The following is an 18863-nucleotide window of genomic DNA, read 5'->3' on the forward strand; positions in this document are numbered from 1 at the left end:
TCAGCGGACTCGGCCGCCGACAGTGGGCCATCTGTGGCCGGGCGCGTCACCGTCGCGTGAGAGCATGGAATTATGCCCAATTCCAGCCACCCCATGGTCGATGTCACCGACATCATCCGGATCGTGGGCGGGGCTGCGTTCCAGCGCGGACAGACCTACGCCAAGGACGGCGCCGTCAGTTCCCTCGCGTGGGATGCGGAGTCCAAGATCCTGACCGGAAAGGTCCGCGGCACCGCGCCCTCCGACTACCGGACCAAACTCCGCCTCGGGGTGAAGGGCGACGGCCGCTTCCGCCCGCTGGAGAACTTCTGCAGCTGCCCCGTCGGCGCGGACTGCAAGCACGTCGCCGCCACCGCCCTGCAGAGCAACACCGAGAACCTCCTCGCGCAGCACGAGCGCGAACTCGGCACACGGCCGGCGCCCCGCCCGTCGGTGCCGGAAGGCTGGCAGGTGTCCCTCCTCGACCTCCTCGAGGCCGACGGCTCCGACGAGAGCCCGGCGGCAGCGCTGACGCCCCTCGGGCTCCAGTTCGAACTGCGGACCCCCGAAGTGGCCGTCCAGCGGTGGGGGTCGGCTGCTGAGCGCCAGGGGCAGCGGACGCTCAACACGCGCCTCGGCGTGCGGCCGGTCAGCCAGAACGGCAAGGGCAAGTGGATCAAGAACAACCTGTCCTGGGGCAGCATCAGCTACCAGACGTACGGGTTGAAGCTCGACCCCGACCAGCACCGCTGGTTCTCCCAGTTCCCGGCACTGCACCGCGGGACGGGCGTCAACTACTTCGGCAACAACGACTCCTGGCTGTACCTCGACGACTTCAGCAATCCACTCCTGTGGCAGCTGCTGGACGAGGCGCAGCGCCTCGGGATCGCCTTCGTGGGGTCCAAGAAATCGGTGACCATCGAGCTCGCCGTCCGCGCCACCCTGAAGCTCGACGTGACGGAGACGGAGGACGGCTCACTCCAGCTCTGCCCGGCCCTCGACGTCGACGGCCGGCCCCACCCCTCGGAGACCGCCCACGTCATCAGCACCCACGGCATCTACACCGTCGCCCCCGATGACACCATCACGCTCGCGCCCACCTCGCGGAGGCTGACGCCCAAGGACATCGAGCTCCTGCAGCGCGGCCGTGCCGTCATCGTGCCCGAGGAGGAGAAGTCCCTGTTCCTGCAGGAGTACTACCCAAAGCTGCGGCAGACCATCTCCGTGGAGAGCAGCGACGGCTCGGTCGAACTGCCCGAGATCCAGCCCCCGGTCCTCGTCCTGACGACGGTCTACGGCGCCGACGGGTCCGTGACCCTCGACTGGCACTTCGACTACCCGCTGGGTGCCGCCGTGCAGCGCCGGCCGTTCCGTCGGGGCGGACCGGGCAGCGACGACGGATACCGCGACATCGATGTCGAGGACGCGCTCGCCACTGCTGTTCGCCAGGTCCTCGGTGCCCTGCCCCTGAAGTCCCAGAAGCTCGAGGACATGCAGGCCGTGGAGTTCGCCGAGGACGTGCTGCCGAGACTCCTGGAGCTCGACGGCGTGAGTGTGGACGTCGTCGGCGAGAAACCGGACTACCGGGAGCTGACGGAGACACCCACGCTGCGCATCAGCACCGTCGAGACGGACAACCGCGACTGGTTCGACCTCGGCGTGATGGTGACGGTGAGCGGGCGCACCATCCCCTTCGACTCGATCTTCCGCGCACTGGCGCAGGGCCGGACGAAGCTGAAGCTCGTCGACAACAGCTACCTGTCCCTCGAGCAGCCCGTCTTCGACCAGCTCCGTGAGCTCATCGAGGAGGCCCGCGCGCTGAGCGAGTGGGACCCCGAGTCCGGCCTGCAGATCAGCCGCTACCAGGCGGGGCTGTGGGCGGACTTCGAGGACCTCGCCGAGGAGACCGAGCAGGCGCAGTCCTGGCGCGACGCCGTGAGCGGCCTGCTCGAACTCAAGGATGTCGAAGCCACCCCGGCGCCCGCCGGCCTCGTCGCGGAGATGCGGCCCTACCAGGCGGAGGGCTTCAGCTGGCTCGCCTTCCTGTGGCGGCACCAGCTCGGCGGCGTGCTCGCCGACGACATGGGCCTCGGCAAGACCCTGCAGGCCCTCGCGCTCATGGCCTACGCGACGGAGCGCACGGGGCTCGACGCTCCGTTCCTCGTCGTCGCACCCACCTCCGTGGTGCCCAACTGGTCCAAGGAGGCGCACCGCTTCGCGCCCGGCCTCAAGGTCGCCGCGATCAGCGACACGCAGGGTGCCTCCGGCGTCCCGATCCGGAATCAGGTGGGCGACGCCGACATCGTCATCACCTCGTACACCCTGTTCCGGCTCGACTTCTCCGCCTACCAGGATCTCTCGTGGTCCGGGCTCGTGCTCGACGAGGCGCAGTTCGTCAAGAACCGCGCGTCGAAGGTGCATCAGGCGGCCAAGGACTTCGGCGCGCCCTTCAAGCTCGCCATCACCGGAACGCCCATGGAGAACAACCTCATGGAGCTGTGGTCCCTGTTCAACATCGTGGCGCCGGGGCTGTTCCCCTCCGCCCGGAAGTTCACGGAGGACTACCGGACGCCGATCGAGAAGATCGGCGACAACCGGCCGCTGGTGCGGCTGCGCAAGCGCATCCGGCCGCTGATGATGCGCCGCACCAAGGAAGCCGTCGCGTCCGACCTCCCGCCGAAGCAGGAACAGGTCCTCGAGGTGGAGCTCCATCCCGAGCACAGGCGCATCTACGAGACGTACCTGCAGCGCGAGCGGCAGAAGCTCCTCGGCCTGATCGAGGACATGAACCGCAACCGGATGATCGTCTTCCGGTCCCTGACCCTGCTCCGCATGCTCAGCCTAGATGCCTCGCTCGTCGATCCCGAGCACGAGGGCGTCCCGTCCGCCAAGCTCGAGGTCCTGTTCGAGAACCTCGAGGACGTCATTGCGGAGGGACACCGCGCGCTCGTCTTCAGCCAGTTCACGTCCTACCTCAAGAAGGCCGCCGAGCAGCTCGACGCCCGGGGCATCGAGTACGCGTACCTCGACGGCTCCACCCGCAGCCGGGGCGAGGTCATCGACTCCTTCAAGGACGGCAGGGCCCCCGTGTTCCTCATCAGCCTCAAGGCCGGCGGTTTCGGCCTCAACCTCACCGAGGCGGACTACTGCTTCCTCCTCGACCCCTGGTGGAACCCGGCCTCCGAGGCGCAGGCCGTGGACCGCACACACCGCATCGGGCAGACGAAGAACGTCATGGTCTACCGCATGGTGTCCACGGGGACCATCGAGGAGAAGGTCATGAAGCTCAAGGAGCAGAAGGCCAAGCTGTTCACCTCGGTCATGGACGACGACGCCATCTTCAGCGCCGCGCTCACCGCCGACGACATCCGGGGCCTGATCGAGGCGTAGCGCCGATCGGAGCCCTGATCAGGCTCGGTCGCGCAGCGAGGGGTCGAGCAGTTCCGCGAACGCGCGGGGTCGCGAGGCGATCCACCAGTGGCCCCCGGGAACGGTGGTGACGGTGAGGTCCTCCACCCACTCCTCCAGCCCGTCGACGAGGTGCGGGGACAGGAACGCATCCTTCCGGGGGACGATGACGTGCACGGGAAGCGTGACCGGGCGGCGCCGCGGAGGCTTCGCAGCAGCGCGGGACATGTTGGTCCGGTACAGGGCGAGGCCGCGGAGCGGATCGGCGCCCACGTTGCGCCGCGCCGCCAGCTCGTAGCGGCGGGTCAGGACGTATTTCCAGGCCAGCTCCGGCAGGGCAGGCAACTGGAAGGCCGCGACGTACCAGCTGCGCAGCACCTGTCCGATCCCCTGGGGGACCAGCCGCGGGTCGCGGAAGCGGCCGCGCAGCCAGCGGGAGAAATGGCGCAGGTCGGGACCCGAGATGCTCGTGTAGTGGGTGATCCTCCCGTCCGCGCGCTCGTCCTGCACCGCGGCCCAGCCCTGGATGGAACCCCAGTCGTGCCCCACGAGCCGGACCCCGGCGGGGGCGTCGATCCCGTCGAGGACGGCGAAGAGGTCGTCTACCAGTTCCGCCAGCGTGAAACCGGCCCCGTCGCGGGGGCGTGACCGGCCGGCGTTGCGCGTGTCGAACGCGACGAGTTGGCGTGTGGGTGCGAGCTCCCGCAGGACAGGGTGGAACACCCGGTGGTCGTCGGGGTACCCGTGCAGGAAGACCATCGTCGGAACGTCGGGGTGCGGGTCTCGCCCGTACTCGAACACCGCGAGGTCCGCGCCCTCCGTGCGGATCGTCCGATGCCTTTCACGCAATACGTCCATGCGTCCCACCCTAGGTGCTCACCGGCGCGGACGGGCCGTGTATCAGGGGGCGGAATCGATGCCGGCGCCGGGGATCCTGCCGTCCTCGAGCGGGCTGCGTCCGGGGCGGCGCCGCGTCAGGAGGCGGGCGCCGAGCCGGTGCCGCGGACCCTGCCGTCCTCGAGCCAGATGGACCTGTGGGCGACGGTGTCGGCGAAGGCGGCATCGTGCGTGGCCAGGACGACGGCGCCTCCACCCTTGGCATGGCCGGTCAGCAGGGTGGCGAGCATCGAACGGGTGGGCTCGTCGAGGCCGGCGGTCGGCTCGTCGAGCGCCCACACCAGCGGACCCGTGGCCATCAGGGAGGCAAGGGCGACGAGGCGCCGCTGCACGAAGCTCAGTTCGTAGGGGTGCGCGTCCTTCAGTGCGCCCAGTCCCACGCGGTCGAGGGCCTCACCGGCCTTCCGGGTGCCGTCGGCCCTGCTCGACCCGGTGGCCAGCGGGCCGAAGGAGACCTCGCGCAGCACGGTGCGCTCGAAGAGCTGCTGGTCCGTGTCCTGGAACAGGTGGCCGACCGTGGTGGCGAGGGTACCCGTCGGCTGGCGGCGGATCGGGATCCCGCCCACCGTGACGGAGCCGCTGTCCGCCCGGTACAGGCCGTCGAGGTGCTGGAGGAGCGTCGACTTCCCCGAGCCGTTGGGTCCCCGCACCGCGACGATCTCGCCCGCCGAGATCGACAGGTTCACGCCCGTCAGGCCCGTCGGCGGGCGGGTTCCACCGGTTGCCGGGTAGCGGAAGGTGACATCGCGCAGTGCGACGAGTGGAGGGTTGGGTTCAGCGTCGAATTCGTGGTCGGGACCCGGGCGGCCCGGGGTAGCTGCGACCCCGGGGTCGACGCGGGGAGGCTCTCCTGCCGTGCCGATCCCGTAGCGCCGCAATCCCGCCCGGAGCCCTTCCTCCAGCGCGCCGTCGAAGACGGGAAGCCCGTCGGCCAGCCCGACGACGCGGGCGCCCGAGGGTGCGGACCGCGGGAGCATCGGCTCGCAGACCACCACGGCGGTGCCGTCCCGGCGAAGGGCCTCCAATGCTTCCGCGACGTCCTGTACGGCGTCGTCGTCGAGCCCCTGGAACGGCTCGTCGAGGACGAGGATCCGGGGTCGCTGGACCATGGCAGCGGCGATGAGAGTCCGCTGCAGCTGGCCGCCGGAGAGCCGGCGGGGGTCGCGGTCGAGCAGGGGTGTCAGCTTCAGGGACGCTGCGACCTCCGCGACGAGCCGGCGCAGCCGCTCCGTGGGGACGCCGCGGTTGGACGGGCCGAAGGCTATCTCCTCCCCGACCGTGGCGGACATCATGGACAGCTGTCCCCACGCTCCCTGCGCCACGTACGCGACCCTGCTGCTCCAGGCGGCGGGGTCGATCCGCGGATCCGTGGGGGTACCCGTGAAACGGATCGTCTCGCCGTCCAGTGCTATCGATCCGCGGAAGACGGACCCGGCATCGGCACCCGTCATCCCGGCGAGCAGCCGGGCCAGCGTCGTCTTGCCGGAACCCGAAGCTCCCGCGATGACGACGTACTCCCCCGGCCGCACCGTGAGGGTCAGGCCCGCAAGGAGCGGTACGCCGTCGTCGTAGGTGAACGTCTCGCTGTCGAGGCTGATCATGCGATCGCTGCGACCACGAGCCAGGCCGCCGAGAACACGCCGACGACGCCGACCATCGCGCGGCGGGCCCGGCGCTGGTGCGGGGTGTCCGTGTCCGGCAGGTAGCTCGTGCGTGCGCCCGAGGACGAGAAGCCCCGGGCCTCGAGCATGGCGTTGCGTTCCGATGCGTCCACGAGGAGCCCGATGACGAGCGGCGTCGTGACCGTCACCAGGGCCCGGAAGCGCGAGAGCGGGCCGCGGCCGACGACCAGTCCACGGGCCTGCTGGGCGCGCGTGACCTGCCGCGCCCGCAGGGCGACGTGGGGAAGGAGCCCGACGGCGGATCCCACGATGAAGACGAGTTTCCGGTTCCAGCCGCGATGCGTCATGGTGGCCAGCAGGTCGGGGATGTCCAGCGTCATCGCCGCCGTCAGCAGCACTCCCGTGAAAACGGTCATGCGCAGGCCCATTCCGGCCGCGAAGGTGAGGCCCTCCGCCGTGACCCGGGCGATGCCGAGGTCCACCAGGACGGTCCTGCCCTCGGGGAAGAACAGACCATGGAGCAGGAGCGACGAGAGGAGCAGCGGCCCGGCCACGAGCACGATCGCGAGGCCGATCGGGCGCGCCCTGCCGGACAGCAGCACCGCCGGGAGCACCCCCAACACCAGGACCGCGAGGGAGAACTCCCAGCGGTTCACCACGAGGACGAGCACCACCAGCAGGACTGCGGCGAGCAGTTCGGTCAGTGGGTTGTAGATCCTTCGGCGGGGCATGGCTGAGGCTACGGGCGCTATTTCCCCGCGGGCTGGACGGCAGCGTCGCCGGTCCGGGTGCCGGTCCGCGTCCCGAGGACCCGGTAGGTCCGTGCGAACGGGAACTGGCGGACGGCACGCTGCGGCAGGGCGTAGACGATCAGGGCCACCAGGACGAAGACCACGATCTTGTCCAGCGAGTCCGACAGCAGTCCCTGCTTGGTGGCGGCGACCAGCAGCTTGTCGCCCATCGAGCGGAAGGCGGCGATGATGGCGTTGGTGCCGAAGGTCCCGGCCGCGCCGAACATGAACACGGCGACCGGGGCTGCCACGAGCCCGCCGATGGCGCCGACGACGACCCCCGCCACGGGCGCGAGGTATACGCGGCGGAACGCGCCGTACCTGGCAGCCAGTCCTGCGAGCAGTCCGATGAGTGCGGCACCCGCCGCGAAGGGCAGTGCGAAGGGGTTGAAGAGCCCCCAGATCGCGTTGCTGATCGCGCCGGTCGCGGCACCGGCGGCAGGACCGGCGAGGACGGCCACGAGGACGGTCCCGATGGCGTCGAGGTAGATCTGCATTCCCAGGGAGCCCGCGATCTGCCCGATGGCGATGTTCAGGGCGATCCCGAGCGGCATGACGACCAGGGAACTCGTGGTCAGCATCGGCAGGATGCCGCCGACCAGCAGCGCACCCCCGCCGAGGAATCCGAACAGGGAGACGAGCGAGGCCGTGCTGCCCATCCCGCCGGCGATCTCCGCCGGCTGGACGGTCACGAGGAACAGGTAGGTAGCGACGATGAGCGCTCCGCCCAGGGCGAGGAGCAGGCGCCGCGGGCGCTGTGCGGTGGGCTCGGCTGCGAGGGTCAGGGATGAACTCACGATATTCCTTGGGCACGATGGAGGGAGGAGGACGCACCTCATGTCACCTCGGCACCGGCCGCGCAGCACTGCGGGCAGCTACCAGTGTACCGGGGCGTTGCGCCGCCGCGCCGGGTGCCCAGGGCCGGGGCAACGCCCCCACGGGTCTGCACCGCCGCGCCGGGTGCCCGCCCGACGCCGGCGGGGGACGCCCTACGGATCGTGTGCCGCCGCGCCGGGTGCCCAGGGCCGGGGCAACGCCCCCACGGGTCTGCACTGCCGCGCCGCGTGCCCGCCCAACGCCGGGTGCACGCCCGACGCCGCGCTGAGGTCCGGCCGGACAGCAGGCCTCAGCCGTGCATCCTCGCGAGGCTCGACAGCCGGCGGACCAGGAGCTCGAACACCGCGGCAGGGTCGTTCCCCGTGACGATCCGCGCATTCGGCGCCCGCTTCCACATCCCCGCGAAGTCCGCGACCGTCTGCCCGATGGTCAGCGGCGAGTCCGTCTCGACGTCCACGGTTGCGAGCCGCTCCTCGAAGCCAGCCTCCCCCGTCGCCACCATCGCCGCGAACGGGTCGTGCAGGTGCGCGATGTAGCCCTGGTCGTACAGGCGGTGGAACTCCATGTAGAAGCGCAGGGCGTCGGACACGCAGGCGACGACGGCGTTGTCGCTGCCGCTGCGGGTCCCCTCCGGTTCGTCCGGGTCGAGCACCTCGGGTCCGGCACCGGCCGCACGCGCGACGGCGTCGACGTGGGCCGGCGTGCACTCGATGCGCTCCGTGGTCTCGAGCGCGCACACCACGGGCAGCTTCTCCCGCGGCAGGCCTTCGTAGGCCGCGAAGACCTCCTTGGCCGCGTGGGGGTCGACATGGATGTTCCATTCGGCCACCGGCGTCGTGTTCCCCGGGTAGTTGAACGCCCCGCCCATGATCACGAGGCCCTTCAGGAGCATCGGCAGCTCCGGCTCGGCACGGAGGGCCAGGGCGAGGTTGGTGAGCGGTCCGGTGACCAGCCCGGTGATCTGCCCTGGATGGCAGCGGACGGCTTCGAGCCACACGTCGACGGCGTGGCGCCTCGAGATAGAACCCCGCGGCGACGGCAGGACGGCGTACCCGATGCCCTGGTCGCCGTGCGTCTCCTCGGTGGTGACGAGCGGGACCTCGAGCGGGACCTCACTGCCGATGGCCACCTCGACGCCGGCATGTCCGCACAGTTCGAGCAGGGCGAGGTTGTTGATGGCCACCTGCCGGGCACCGACATTGCCGGCCGTGCAGGTGATGGCCTCGATGCTCACGCCGGGCGTCGCGAGCAGGTACAGGAGGGCGACGGCGTCGTCGATGCCGGTATCGACGTCGAGCAGGAGGCGCTGCCGGGTATCCGCCACCCTCAGTCCGCCGCGGTGGTGCGGAGCAGCTGCAGCCGGAGCGTGCGGGCCGTCTCCATGTGCGTCCGGGCGATGGCGCGGGCGTCGTCGCTGCGCCGCTCCGCGATGGCGCTGATCAGCGACTCGTGCTCGAGGAGCACTTCCTGCCAGCGGTTCCCCACGGAGAGCGTGGACCGCGGCGTGTGGATGAGGTGGGTCGAGAGCCGCTGCAGCAGGTCCATGAGGATGGGGTTGCGCGCGGAGGCCCAGAGAGAGGTGTGGAATTCGAGGTTGTTGGTCACCCTGGTGGTGTCATCGGGGTCGACGACGGCGCGGTCGCGTTCCAGCAGCGCCTCGAGGCGCATGATGTCCGCCGCGCCGCGGTTGAGGGCTGCCTGGCCGGCGGCTTCCTCCTCGAGCATGACCCGGAGGTCGTAGATCTGGATGACCTCCTGGGCGTCGATCTGGGGCACCTGCAGGCCGCGGGCCGCTCTCTCGAGCAGCCGTTCGTGCTGGAGCCGGCTGAGTGCCTCCCGGACTGGAGTGCGCGACACCCCGAAACGCTCGGAGATGACCACTTCCCGCAGTGCCGTTCCCGGCGGATGGACACCGGCGAGGATCTCGCTCCGGAGGACGCGGAAGATGGCGTCTCCGTCCACGCGCGTCGAAAGATCTGTCGACTCTGCCATGGCGCCCCCTCGGTTCGTCGCGGATCGGGTCGCAGGGCGGATGCCCTGCGGACGGCCCGGGCCGGGAGGTTGAACTCCCGGCCCGGAACCATGCGGACGCTAGCTGGCGAGCTGGCGCAGCACGTACTGCAGGATGCCACCGTTGCGGTAGTAGTCCGCTTCACCCGGGGTATCGATGCGCAGCACGGCGTCGAACTCGACCGGCGTGCCGCCGTCGGCCGGGGTCGCGGTGACCTTGACCGTGCGGGGCGTGCGGCCCTCGTTGAGCTCCGTCACACCGCTGACCGCGAAGGTCTCCGTCCCGATGAGGCCGAGTGACTGCGCGTTCTGACCGGACGGGTACTGCAGCGGCAGCACGCCCATGCCGATGAGGTTCGAGCGGTGGATGCGCTCGTAGCTCTCGGCGATGACGGCCTTGACGCCGAGCAGCGCGGTGCCCTTGGCGGCCCAGTCACGCGACGATCCGGAGCCGTACTCCTTGCCGGCGAGGACCACCAGCGGGGTGCCCGCTGCACGGTAGTTCTCGGCGGCGTCGTAGACCGCGGCCTGCGGTGCGTCCGGCTGCGAGAAGTCCTTCGTGAACCCGCCCTCGACGCCGTCGAGCAGCTGGTTCTTGATGCGGATGTTCGCGAAGGTGCCGCGGATCATGACCTCGTGGTTGCCACGGCGCGAGCCGTAGGAGTTGAAGTCCTTGCGCTGGACGCCCTTCTCGGTCAGGTAGCGGCCGGCCGGGGTGTCCGACTTGAAGGATCCCGCGGGCGAGATGTGGTCCGTCGTCACCGAATCGCCGAGCTTGAGCAGGACGCGCGCGCCGTCGATGTCCTCGACCGGGCTCGCTTCGCGCTGCATGCCCTCGAAGTATGGGGGCTTCCGCACGTAGGTGGACTCCGGATCCCAGGCGAAGGTGTCGCCCTCGGGCGTGGGCAGGGACTGCCAGCGCTCGTCGCCCTCGAAGATCGTCCGGTAGCTCGAGGTGAACATCTCCTCGTCGATCGACTCGTCCATGACCTTCTGCACCTCGACCGGGTTGGGCCAGATGTCCTTCAGGAAGACGTCGTTGCCGGCGTCGTCCTGGCCGAGGGGCTCGGCGTCGAAGTCGAAGTCCATCGTGCCGGCCAGGGCGTAGGCGACCACCAGCGGCGGTGACGCCAGGTAGTTCATCTTCACGTCGGGGTTGATGCGGCCCTCGAAGTTGCGGTTACCGGACAGGACGGCGGTGACGGCGAGGTCGTTGTCCTGGATGGCCTGCGAGATCTCGTCCTCGAGCGGTCCGGAGTTGCCGATGCAGGTGGCGCAGCCGTAACCGACCGTGAAGAAGCCGAGCTTCTCCAGGTACGGGATCAGGCCCGACTTCTCGTAGTAGTCGGTGACGACCTTGGATCCCGGTGCCACGGACGTCTTGACCCACGGCTTGGACACGAGGCCCTTCTCGACGGCGTTGCGGGCCAGCACGGCGGCGGCGAGCATGACCGAGGGGTTGGACGTGTTGGTGCAGGACGTGATCGACGCGATGCTGACGGCGCCGTGGTCGAGTTCGAACGCGCGGCCGTCCTTCATGCTCACGCTGACCTTCTTGGAGGGACGCGAGCCCGCAGCGCCGGCGCCGACGGTCTCGCGCGGCTTCGTGTTCTCCTCGGTGACCGAGGCCGTCGTGCCGGGGGTGAAGCTCGGCGAATCCGATGCCGGGAAGCTCTCCTGCGAGGACTCGTCGACGGTGCCGCCGGGCGCGAAGTCCAGGTCGGGGTCGGTCGAGTAGTTGCGCAGGTCCTCGCGGAACTGGGCCTTCGACCTGCTGAGCTCCACGCGGTCCTGCGGGCGCTTCGGACCGGCGATCGACGGCACGACGGTGGACAGGTCCAGTTCGAGGTACTCGGAGAAGCGGATCTCGCGCGACGGGTCGTGCCAGAGGCCCTGCTCCTTCGCGTACGACTCGACCAGTGCGACGTTCTCGGCCGGCCGGCCGGTGAGGCGCAGGTAGTCCAGCGTGACGTCGTCGATCGGGAACATCGCGGCGGTGGAGCCGAACTCGGGGCTCATGTTGCCGATGGTCGCGCGGTTGGCGAGCGGCACGGAGGCGACGCCCTCACCGTAGAACTCCACGAACTTCCCGACGACGCCGTGCTTGCGCAGCATCTGGGTGATCGTGAGGACGACGTCGGTCGCGGTGGCGCCGGCGGGGATGTCACCGGTCAGCTTGAAGCCGACGACGCGCGGGATGAGCATCGAGACGGGCTGGCCGAGCATGGCAGCTTCTGCTTCGATGCCGCCGACGCCCCAGCCGAGGACGCCGAGTCCGTTGACCATCGTGGTGTGCGAGTCGGTGCCGACGCAGGTGTCGGGGTAGGCGCGGAGGACGCCGTCGACCTCGCGGGTCATGATCGTGCGGGCCAGGTACTCCAGGTTGACCTGATGCACGATGCCCATGCCCGGCGGGACGACCTTGAAGTCGTCGAACGCGGTCTGTCCCCAGCGGAGGAACTGGTACCGCTCGCCGTTGCGCTGGTACTCGATCTCCATGTTGCGTTCGAGCGCACCGGCGTTGCCGAAGGCGTCGATCTGCACCGAGTGGTCGATGACCATCTCGGCGGGCGCGAGCGGGTTGACCCGCTTGGGGTCTCCGCCGAGGTCCGCGACGGCCTCACGCATCGTCGCGAGGTCGACGACGCAGGGAACGCCGGTGAAGTCCTGCATGATGACGCGCGCAGGGGTGAACTGGATCTCGGTATCGGGCTCTGCTGCGGCGTCCCACTGCGCGAGTGCGCGCACGTGGTCGGCCGTGATGTTCGCGCCGTCTTCGGTGCGCAGCAGGTTCTCCAGCAGGACCTTGAGACTGAACGGAAGGTTCTCGGCGCCCTCGACCGCGCTTAGCCTGAAAATTTCGTATTCAGCGCCGGCGACATCGAGTACGCCCTTCGCGCCGAATGAGTCCGCGGTCGACATGACGTTGGCTCCCTTCAGAGAGATTGTGGAATAGCTTCATCCTATTCCACGTCCAGCGTCACTGTATACAGTCGTACACCGAGGCGTCTGTCAGCGACAGGAAAGCCTCCTGTGCGTCGCGAGGAGGGGTCCTAGGCGTCGCGGCGGGTCGGGACGTCGCGCCCGGCAGCGCCCTGCAGCCCGACGAAGACGTCCTCCCGGTTCGGCGATCCGATCCGGCTGTGGTCCACCACGGGGCCCGTACCGGCTATTTCCCGGATGAGTTCGATCCCGGCGATCGCCTCTTCCTTCGAGGCGTAATACGTGGAAACTGCGACGAGCGTTCCATCCGGAGCGGTCAGTTTCACGCGGAAACCGTCGTCATGTGCATCCACCAGTTTGAAGTATCCTGCCATCGTCCTACCTCCTTGTAAGGGGCATTCCCACCAACCTGCGGTCCCATATGATAAGCATACTTACCGACCTGTTTCGCGGGACCCGGTACCTGTTTCCGGGAGACGGACACCGCGTGGGAGTAGTGTTCCCGGTGCCACCTCCGTTTCGACCAGGCGCTGACGACGACAGCGCATCGACCAGAAGGAGCACGATGACAGAGTCAAGCAGCGCCGGGGACCCTGCCGGCGCAGCCCTTCCCGCTGATCACCCCCTCGGGCCCGCAGTACCCATTCCCCCCCTCGAGAAGGAAGCCCGGCGCAGCCGGCAGGACCTCTCACCGGAGGTCGGTACCGCGCCGACCGATCGCCCGGATTCCGGCTCCGCCGGGCATGACGACACTCCTGGACATGGTGATGGGGGGCGCCCCCGCCGGGATCGGCGCGAGAACGTCCTCGACCCCTCGGCGGGATCCGGCGGCCACCACGGAACCTCCATCCGGGACGAGCAGCACATACACGAAGCAGGCGTGGTGCCCGCCGCGTACGTCGGCGCGGGAACGCCGGGGCACCCGGACGAGAACCGCCACCCCGAGGATGCCGTCCTGGAACCCGATTCCTGGGACCGGGACACCGAAGAGGATTGACGCGAGGAGGATTGACGCGAGAAGTCAGCGACCCCGCTGGGCGAGCCGCGCCACGACCGACGACGGCGCGACCCGTGCCAGTGCCGTGAGCGCCTTGTAGCGGAGGCTCGGGATGGAGACGGCCCTGCCCGCGGCCGTGTCGTTCAGCGCTTCGCGGACCACGAGCCCGGCATCGAGCCACAGGACGGCCGGGACGCTCGCCTTGTCGGCACCCATCCGCTGGTGGAACTGGGTGTGGACGAAACCAGGGCAGACGGCCGTCACCCGGATACCCTCCGGCCCGTAGGTGAGGTTCGCCCAGCGGCTGAAGCTGATCATGGCCGCTTTGGCCGCGCCGTAAGTGCCCCTCGGGGTGAATCCGGCGACGCTCGCCACGTTGATGATGGTTCCGGCTCTGCGGGGGCGCATCGACTGCAGGGCCGCATGGGCGAGAGCCAGGGGCACCTCCACGTGGATCCGGAGATGCCGGACCTCGTCGTCGAGCGTATTGTCCGCGAACGGCTTGACCAGCCCGTACCCGGCATTGTTCACGAGCACCGTGATGGCGCCCCGTGCTGCGCCCGATCCCCCCGCAGCGGGCTCCCCCGTATCGGGCTCGGCCGCAGCACGGATCCGACCGAGTACCCGCGCCAGGCCGTCGTCGTCGAGCAGGTCCGCGGCCAGAGTCTCCACGCCGACGCCCCACTTCTCCCGCAGGGTCGCCGCCTCCTCCTCGAGCGGACCGGGAGCCCGGGCCACCAGGACCAGGTCGCAGCCGCGGGCGGCGAACTGCCGTGCGAACTCGGCTCCGATGCCGGAGGTGGCACCCGTGACAAGCACAGTCTCAGTCATGCAGCCACCTTCCCCCGGCTCGGCCACCGGCACAAGCCAGCCGGCGCAAGACAGCCTGCACAAGACAGCCTGCACAAGACAGCCTGCACAAGACAGCCTGCTGACGATGCAACGTTCATGCGACCCCCCGGGTTGTACGGTCGCGCTATCGGCGTGGTCGGGCAGTCATGCCCGACGTACGCCGGGTGCAGCGCCCGGGCACACCGGACCCACCACGTGCAGGCATGAGAGGAAGTTCCATGAGCGGTAACAGAGCTGTTGCGTACAAGGGACCAGGGAAGGTCGAGGTGATCGACACCGACTACCCCACATTCGAACTCAAGGACGGGCCGGGGGTGAATCCGGCCAATATCGGCCGGAAACTCAATCACGGCGTGATCCTGAAGACCGTCACCACCAACATCTGCGGCTCGGACCAGCACATGGTGCGTGGCCGCACCACGGCGCCGTCCGACCTCGTGCTGGGCCACGAGATCACCGGTGAGGTCGTCGAGGTGGGGTCCGACGTCGAATTCATCAAGAAGGGTGACATCTGCTCCGTCCCCTTCAACATCGCGTGCGGCCGATGCCGCAACTGCAAGGAGCGCAAGACCGGCATCTGCCTCAACGTGAACCCTGCCCGTCCCGGAGCCGCCTACGGCTATGTCGACATGGGTGGCTGGGTCGGCGGGCAGGCGGAGTACGTCCTGGTCCCTTACGCGGACTGGAACCTGCTGAAGTTCCCGGACCGCGACCAGGCCCTCGAGAAGATCCTCGACCTGACGATGCTCTCGGACATCTTCCCCACCGGGTTCCACGGCGCGGTGACGGCGGGAGTAGGGGTCGGTTCGACGGTCTACATCGCAGGTGCCGGTCCGGTCGGTCTCGCCGCTGCTGTCTCGGCGCAACTGCTGGGTGCCGCTGTCGTGATCGTGGGCGACCTCAACGAGGGCCGGCTGGCGCAGGCACGGAGCTTCGGCTGCGAGACGGTGGACGTGTCCAAGGGTGATCCCCGTGACCAGGTCGAGCAACTGCTCGGCACTCCCGAGGTCGACTGCGGCGTGGACGCGGTGGGATTCGAGGCACGCGGACACGGCAAGGGCTCGTCGAGCGAAGCCCCTGCCACGGTACTGAACTCCCTCATGGAGCTCACCGCGGCCGGCGGCGCCCTCGGCATCCCGGGGCTCTATGTCACGGGCGACCCGGGCGCGGTGGACGAGGCGGCAAAGGTGGGGTCCCTCTCCATCAGTCTCGGCACGGGGTGGGCGAAGTCACTGTCCTTCACCACCGGTCAGTGTCCGGTCATGAAGTACAACCGTGGACTGATGATGGCGATCCTGCACGACAAGGTGTCGATCGCGAAGGCCGTCAACGCGAAGCCGATCGGCCTCGAGGAGGCACCGCGCGGTTACGAGGAGTTCGATGCCGGGGCTGCGACCAAGTACGTGCTCGATCCGCACGGCTACGTGGCGGCCTGACCGGCGGGTCGCGCCTCGGGCACGGCGGATAGACGCCATTGTGAGGTGCCGGTGAGGCGGTGATCACGCCGTCTGGACGGAGCGGCGAGGGGCCCGGGCACGAGGTGTCCGGGCTCTTCCTGCGCCCTCCCTGGGCTGCAGAACGCAAGTGTGCCAGAGGAAACTCAAATGATCCACTTTTTCTTCCCTTGTTTTTCATCAATGTCAAGCACCGCACCGTACCGGTTTGGCAACGAATGAAAAATAATCTACGGTGGAGGTAGTTCCCCGCTCGGGGAAGCGAAAAAGCTGCCGAAAATCGGGCAGCCATGAATGCCCGGCGCCGCCCTCCACCGCTCGTTGCTCAACAGGCGGCTGCCGAACCATGACCTCTATATCGTCAAGGTGAGCAGCGGCGCGAAGAAGTCCGGGGACGGGCCTAGTGCGGGTGGCCTTTCGGAGCATCGTAACCCCATGAATACACACACCTTCAGCACCAGCGCACGTCGTGGACTCGCAGCAGTAGCACTCACCGGCCTCGGCCTCGGCGCAGCGGCTGGTGCAGCCAACGCTGCCCCCGCCAGCGACTGGGATGCACTGGCACAGTGCGAGAGCGGCGGAAACTGGGGCATCAACACCGGCAACGGCTTCTCCGGCGGACTGCAGTTCACCCCCTCGACCTGGGCAGCCTTCGGCGGCCAGGGCGCCCCCCAGGACGCATCCCGCGAGCAGCAGATCGCTGTCGCCGAGAACGTCCTCGCCGGCCAGGGCTGGGGAGCATGGCCCGCATGCTCGGCCAAGCTCGGCCTCGGCAGCGCAGCCGCTCCGGGTCCGGTCCAGTTCCAGCAGGCCCAGGCTCCGGCCGTCGTCCAGGCTCCCGTCCAGGCTCCGGTCGTCGTCGAGGCTCCCGTCCAGGCTCCGGCCGTCGTCGAGGCCCCCGTCCAGGTCCAGGCCCCCGTAGTAGCGGCTCCGGTCGTCGTCGAGGCTCCCGTAGCGGCTCCGGTCGTCGTCGAGGCTCCCGTCCAGGCTCCGGTACAGGCCCCCGTCGCGCTGAGCGGCCAGACCTACACGATCCAGGCCGGCGACACCCTCAGCACGATCGCCGAGAAGCTCGGCATCGAGGGTGGCTGGCAGGCACTGTTCGCCGCCAACACCGACACCGTGATCCACGCGGACCTGATCTTCACCGGTTCCGTCCTGCAGCTCCCGGCCTAGTCCGGCTGATCGGCGCCGAGCTGGCACCCACGCCCTCCGCGTGATCCGCCCGGTCTGATTCCGAACCGATCCCCCGTCTCCTCGAGACGGGGGATCGGTCGTTTAACGGCTACGCCGCTCGGAGACGGCTGCGCCGAGAGATGCCGGGAGTACGTGCCTAGCCGCAGGACGTGGCGTCGACGTCGATCGCCAGGTCGTGCGGTACGGAATAGTCGCGGTCGGGGGTGGAGTAGGCGACGAGTATGTTGTCCGCGCTCCCGTGGGTGACGCCCTCCGCCAGTTCGACGGTGATGATGATGTTGACGTGCGCGTCGGGCTCGAACGCGTAACCGTCCGCGGGCACGGGGGGACCGATCGGCTCCGGCGCTTTGCTCGGGGTCGGTGCGGCGGAGTGTTCCTCGTGGGCGCCGGTGGTCGATTCGGCGCCGGGGTGGTGGTGCCCTTCGCGATTCGCGGTCTGCACCATGGACGAGAGGACCACCAGACCCTCGGGATCGCCCAGCGTCATCTCACCGAAGGTGAAGGTCTCCAGGGTGGGATTGTGCAGCATGACCGTGTAGCGCAGGCGGCTGTCATCGGGCTGCACACCGCACAGCTGCGCGCCGTCGATGCCCACACCGAGCGGGTCCTCCCCGAGGTCCCCCACGGACACAGCCTGGCTGCCGTCCTGCGGAGCGCTCACGGCTCCCGATCCAGCCTGTTCCCGGCCCGCGGTGTTGACACCCAGGGGATTCTCCTCGGCAGTGCCGCAGCCCCCGAGTGCCAGCGAGGCCGACAGCGCGACGGCGAAGAGGGCGATCCGGCGTCCGGGCGGCAGTGCAGTTCCGAGGTTCACGATCGATCGACCAATCCTGTCAGCTGGCCGCCGGAGTGCGAGGCTCCGGCGCTGGTACCTGACATTCGTCGCACCGCCGGGCCCGGCTTGGTCCTGCTCCTGAACCATCCGGAGGACGCCCCGTCAGGCGAGCGGTTTGCCGCCCGTGACGCCCAGGATCTCTCCTGAGACGTACCGGGCGTCGTTGGAGGCGAGGAAGACGTAGGCGCCCGCCAGTTCGGCCGGCTGCCCCATCCGGCCGAGGGGCGTGTCCTCCCCGAACGACTCGAGCTTCTCGCTGGTGGTCGTCGCCGGCTGCAGTGGAGTCCAGATGGGCCCTGGAGCCACGGCGTTCACGCGAATCCCGCGCTCCCCCAGCAGCTGGGCCAGGCTGAAGGTCAGGTTGTTCAGCGCGGCCTTGGTGGCGGCGTAGTCCATGAGGCTCGTGGACGGATGGTAGCCCTGCACCGAGGTGGTGTTGATGATCGAGGAGCCCTCGCTGAGGTGGGGCAGGGCGGCCTGCGTCAGCCAGATGGTGCCGTAGACGTTCGTCTCGAAGGTGCGGCGCAGCTGGTCCGCGTCGATGTCGGGAAGACCCTGGGGCTGGGCGATGTGGAAGCCTGCGTTGTTCACGAGGATGTCGAGCCCTCCGAGCCCGTCCACCACCTGGCGGATCGCCGAGGACGCGTACGCCTCGTCGCGCAGGTCTCCCGGCACGGCCAGTGCTTTCCGCCCCTCGGCACGGATCAGTTCCAGGCAGCTGGCGCCGTCCTCCTCCTCCTCGGGAAGGTACCCGATCGCGACGTCGGCACCCTCGCGGGCGAACGCGAGGGCCACCGCACGGCCGATACCGGAATCACCGCCGGTGATGAATGCCCGCCGGCCCTGCAGCCGGCCGTGTCCCGTGTAGCTGTCCTCGCCGTGGTCCGGGCGCGGGTCCATGCGCTCCGTGAAGCCGGGATATTCCTGCAGTTCCGGAGACGCATCGACGGCGGGCCCTCTCGGGTCGTCCTGGTCGAGCGTGCCTGACGGATCGTTGCCCATGGTGCTCCTGATGGTGGTGGACGGGAATACTAAGCCTAC

The 18863-nt window shown here is 69.1% G+C and carries 15 protein-coding genes; 4 read left to right on the forward strand and 11 right to left on the reverse strand.

Translation table 11 applies throughout. From position 1 onward, the window contains the following. Nucleotides 1–72: 72 nt before the first annotated feature. Nucleotides 73–3369 (forward strand): DEAD/DEAH box helicase, encoded by a 3297-nt coding sequence (locus tag ACX80H_RS12780; protein WP_459313735.1) that lies wholly within the window; start codon nucleotides 73–75, stop codon nucleotides 3367–3369. Between the two features lie 18 nt (nucleotides 3370–3387). Here ACX80H_RS12780 and ACX80H_RS12785 read toward each other — a convergent pair whose 3' ends face one another. The 8 genes from ACX80H_RS12785 to ACX80H_RS12820 form a co-directional block, all read right to left on the reverse strand. Beyond that, nucleotides 3388–4245 (reverse strand): alpha/beta fold hydrolase, encoded by an 858-nt coding sequence (locus tag ACX80H_RS12785; protein WP_459313736.1) that lies wholly within the window; start codon nucleotides 4243–4245, stop codon nucleotides 3388–3390. A gap of 116 nt (nucleotides 4246–4361) precedes the next feature. Further along, entirely contained in the window at nucleotides 4362–5885 is a 1524-nt protein-coding gene (locus tag ACX80H_RS12790) for an ABC transporter ATP-binding protein (protein WP_459313737.1), read from the reverse strand. Then, on the reverse strand, nucleotides 5882–6637 hold the full coding sequence (locus ACX80H_RS12795; RefSeq protein ID WP_459313738.1) for an energy-coupling factor transporter transmembrane component T: 756 nt from the start codon (nucleotides 6635–6637) through the stop codon (nucleotides 5882–5884). Before ACX80H_RS12795 ends, ACX80H_RS12790 begins: the two co-directional genes overlap by 4 nt. Before the next feature lie 17 nt (nucleotides 6638–6654). Then, on the reverse strand, nucleotides 6655–7494 hold the full coding sequence (locus tag ACX80H_RS12800) for an ECF transporter S component (protein WP_459313739.1): 840 nt from the start codon (nucleotides 7492–7494) through the stop codon (nucleotides 6655–6657). A gap of 329 nt (nucleotides 7495–7823) precedes the next feature. Beyond that, on the reverse strand, nucleotides 7824–8858 hold the full coding sequence (locus ACX80H_RS12805; protein WP_459313740.1) for a nucleoside hydrolase: 1035 nt from the start codon (nucleotides 8856–8858) through the stop codon (nucleotides 7824–7826). A 2-nt stretch (nucleotides 8859–8860) separates the two neighbouring features. Beyond that, on the reverse strand, nucleotides 8861–9526 hold the full coding sequence (locus tag ACX80H_RS12810; RefSeq protein WP_459313741.1) for a GntR family transcriptional regulator: 666 nt from the start codon (nucleotides 9524–9526) through the stop codon (nucleotides 8861–8863). A 99-nt stretch (nucleotides 9527–9625) separates the two neighbouring features. Then, the gene (locus ACX80H_RS12815) at nucleotides 9626–12466 is read right to left on the reverse strand and encodes an aconitate hydratase (protein WP_459313742.1); all 2841 of its coding nucleotides are present in this window, start codon (nucleotides 12464–12466) and stop codon (nucleotides 9626–9628) included. A 131-nt stretch (nucleotides 12467–12597) separates the two neighbouring features. After that, on the reverse strand, nucleotides 12598–12861 hold the full coding sequence (locus tag ACX80H_RS12820) for a YegP family protein (protein WP_459313743.1): 264 nt from the start codon (nucleotides 12859–12861) through the stop codon (nucleotides 12598–12600). A gap of 191 nt (nucleotides 12862–13052) precedes the next feature. On the opposite strand from ACX80H_RS12820, the gene ACX80H_RS12825 reads away from it, so the two are divergent. Beyond that, nucleotides 13053–13484, forward strand: coding sequence for a hypothetical protein (locus tag ACX80H_RS12825; RefSeq protein ID WP_459313744.1), 432 nt, complete (start codon nucleotides 13053–13055; stop codon nucleotides 13482–13484). 24 nt (nucleotides 13485–13508) lie between these two features. Here the strand turns inward: ACX80H_RS12825 and ACX80H_RS12830 are convergent, their stop codons facing one another. Further along, nucleotides 13509–14315, reverse strand: coding sequence for an SDR family NAD(P)-dependent oxidoreductase (locus ACX80H_RS12830; RefSeq protein ID WP_459313745.1), 807 nt, complete (start codon nucleotides 14313–14315; stop codon nucleotides 13509–13511). A gap of 239 nt (nucleotides 14316–14554) precedes the next feature. Between ACX80H_RS12830 and fdhA the strand changes: the two genes are divergently transcribed. Together fdhA and ACX80H_RS12840 are read left to right on the forward strand one after the other, a co-directional pair. Next, nucleotides 14555–15772: a formaldehyde dehydrogenase, glutathione-independent gene (gene fdhA / locus ACX80H_RS12835; RefSeq protein WP_459313746.1), complete on the forward strand. Its 1218-nt coding sequence runs from the start codon at nucleotides 14555–14557 to the stop codon at nucleotides 15770–15772. Nucleotides 15773–16225: 453 nt separating this feature from the next. Continuing rightward, nucleotides 16226–16966: a transglycosylase family protein gene (locus ACX80H_RS12840; protein WP_459313747.1), complete on the forward strand. Its 741-nt coding sequence runs from the start codon at nucleotides 16226–16228 to the stop codon at nucleotides 16964–16966. Between the two features lie 157 nt (nucleotides 16967–17123). Here the strand turns inward: ACX80H_RS12840 and ACX80H_RS12845 are convergent, their stop codons facing one another. Together ACX80H_RS12845 and ACX80H_RS12850 are read right to left on the reverse strand one after the other, a co-directional pair. Next, complete coding sequence (locus tag ACX80H_RS12845; protein ID WP_459313748.1) at nucleotides 17124–17801, reverse strand: hypothetical protein; 678 nt, start codon at nucleotides 17799–17801, stop codon at nucleotides 17124–17126. 123 nt (nucleotides 17802–17924) lie between these two features. Beyond that, nucleotides 17925–18824 carry an SDR family oxidoreductase gene (locus tag ACX80H_RS12850; protein WP_459313749.1) on the reverse strand — a complete coding sequence of 300 codons (900 nt, stop codon included), beginning with the start codon at nucleotides 18822–18824 and terminating at the stop codon, nucleotides 17925–17927. Nucleotides 18825–18863 lie beyond the last annotated feature (39 nt).

Source organism: Arthrobacter pasteuri (assembly GCF_054510955.1).

Excerpts from the sequence above, each read along its gene's own strand:
- fdhA (WP_459313746.1), top strand. The coding sequence starts at position 14,555 with ATGAGCGGTAACAGAGCTGTTGCGTACAAGGGACCAGGGAAGGTCGAG.
- ACX80H_RS12795 (WP_459313738.1), bottom strand. The coding sequence starts at position 6,637 with ATGCCCCGCCGAAGGATCTACAACCCACTGACCGAACTGCTCGCCGCA.
- ACX80H_RS12850 (WP_459313749.1), bottom strand. The coding sequence starts at position 18,824 with ATGGGCAACGATCCGTCAGGCACGCTCGACCAGGACGACCCGAGAGGG.
- ACX80H_RS12780 (WP_459313735.1), top strand. The coding sequence starts at position 73 with ATGCCCAATTCCAGCCACCCCATGGTCGATGTCACCGACATCATCCGG.
- ACX80H_RS12820 (WP_459313743.1), bottom strand. The coding sequence starts at position 12,861 with ATGGCAGGATACTTCAAACTGGTGGATGCACATGACGACGGTTTCCGC.
- ACX80H_RS12785 (WP_459313736.1), bottom strand. The coding sequence starts at position 4,245 with ATGGACGTATTGCGTGAAAGGCATCGGACGATCCGCACGGAGGGCGCG.
- ACX80H_RS12830 (WP_459313745.1), bottom strand. The coding sequence starts at position 14,315 with ATGACTGAGACTGTGCTTGTCACGGGTGCCACCTCCGGCATCGGAGCC.
- ACX80H_RS12790 (WP_459313737.1), bottom strand. The coding sequence starts at position 5,885 with ATGATCAGCCTCGACAGCGAGACGTTCACCTACGACGACGGCGTACCG.
- ACX80H_RS12840 (WP_459313747.1), top strand. The coding sequence starts at position 16,226 with ATGAATACACACACCTTCAGCACCAGCGCACGTCGTGGACTCGCAGCA.
- ACX80H_RS12810 (WP_459313741.1), bottom strand. The coding sequence starts at position 9,526 with ATGGCAGAGTCGACAGATCTTTCGACGCGCGTGGACGGAGACGCCATC.
- ACX80H_RS12815 (WP_459313742.1), bottom strand. The coding sequence starts at position 12,466 with ATGTCGACCGCGGACTCATTCGGCGCGAAGGGCGTACTCGATGTCGCC.
- ACX80H_RS12825 (WP_459313744.1), top strand. The coding sequence starts at position 13,053 with ATGACAGAGTCAAGCAGCGCCGGGGACCCTGCCGGCGCAGCCCTTCCC.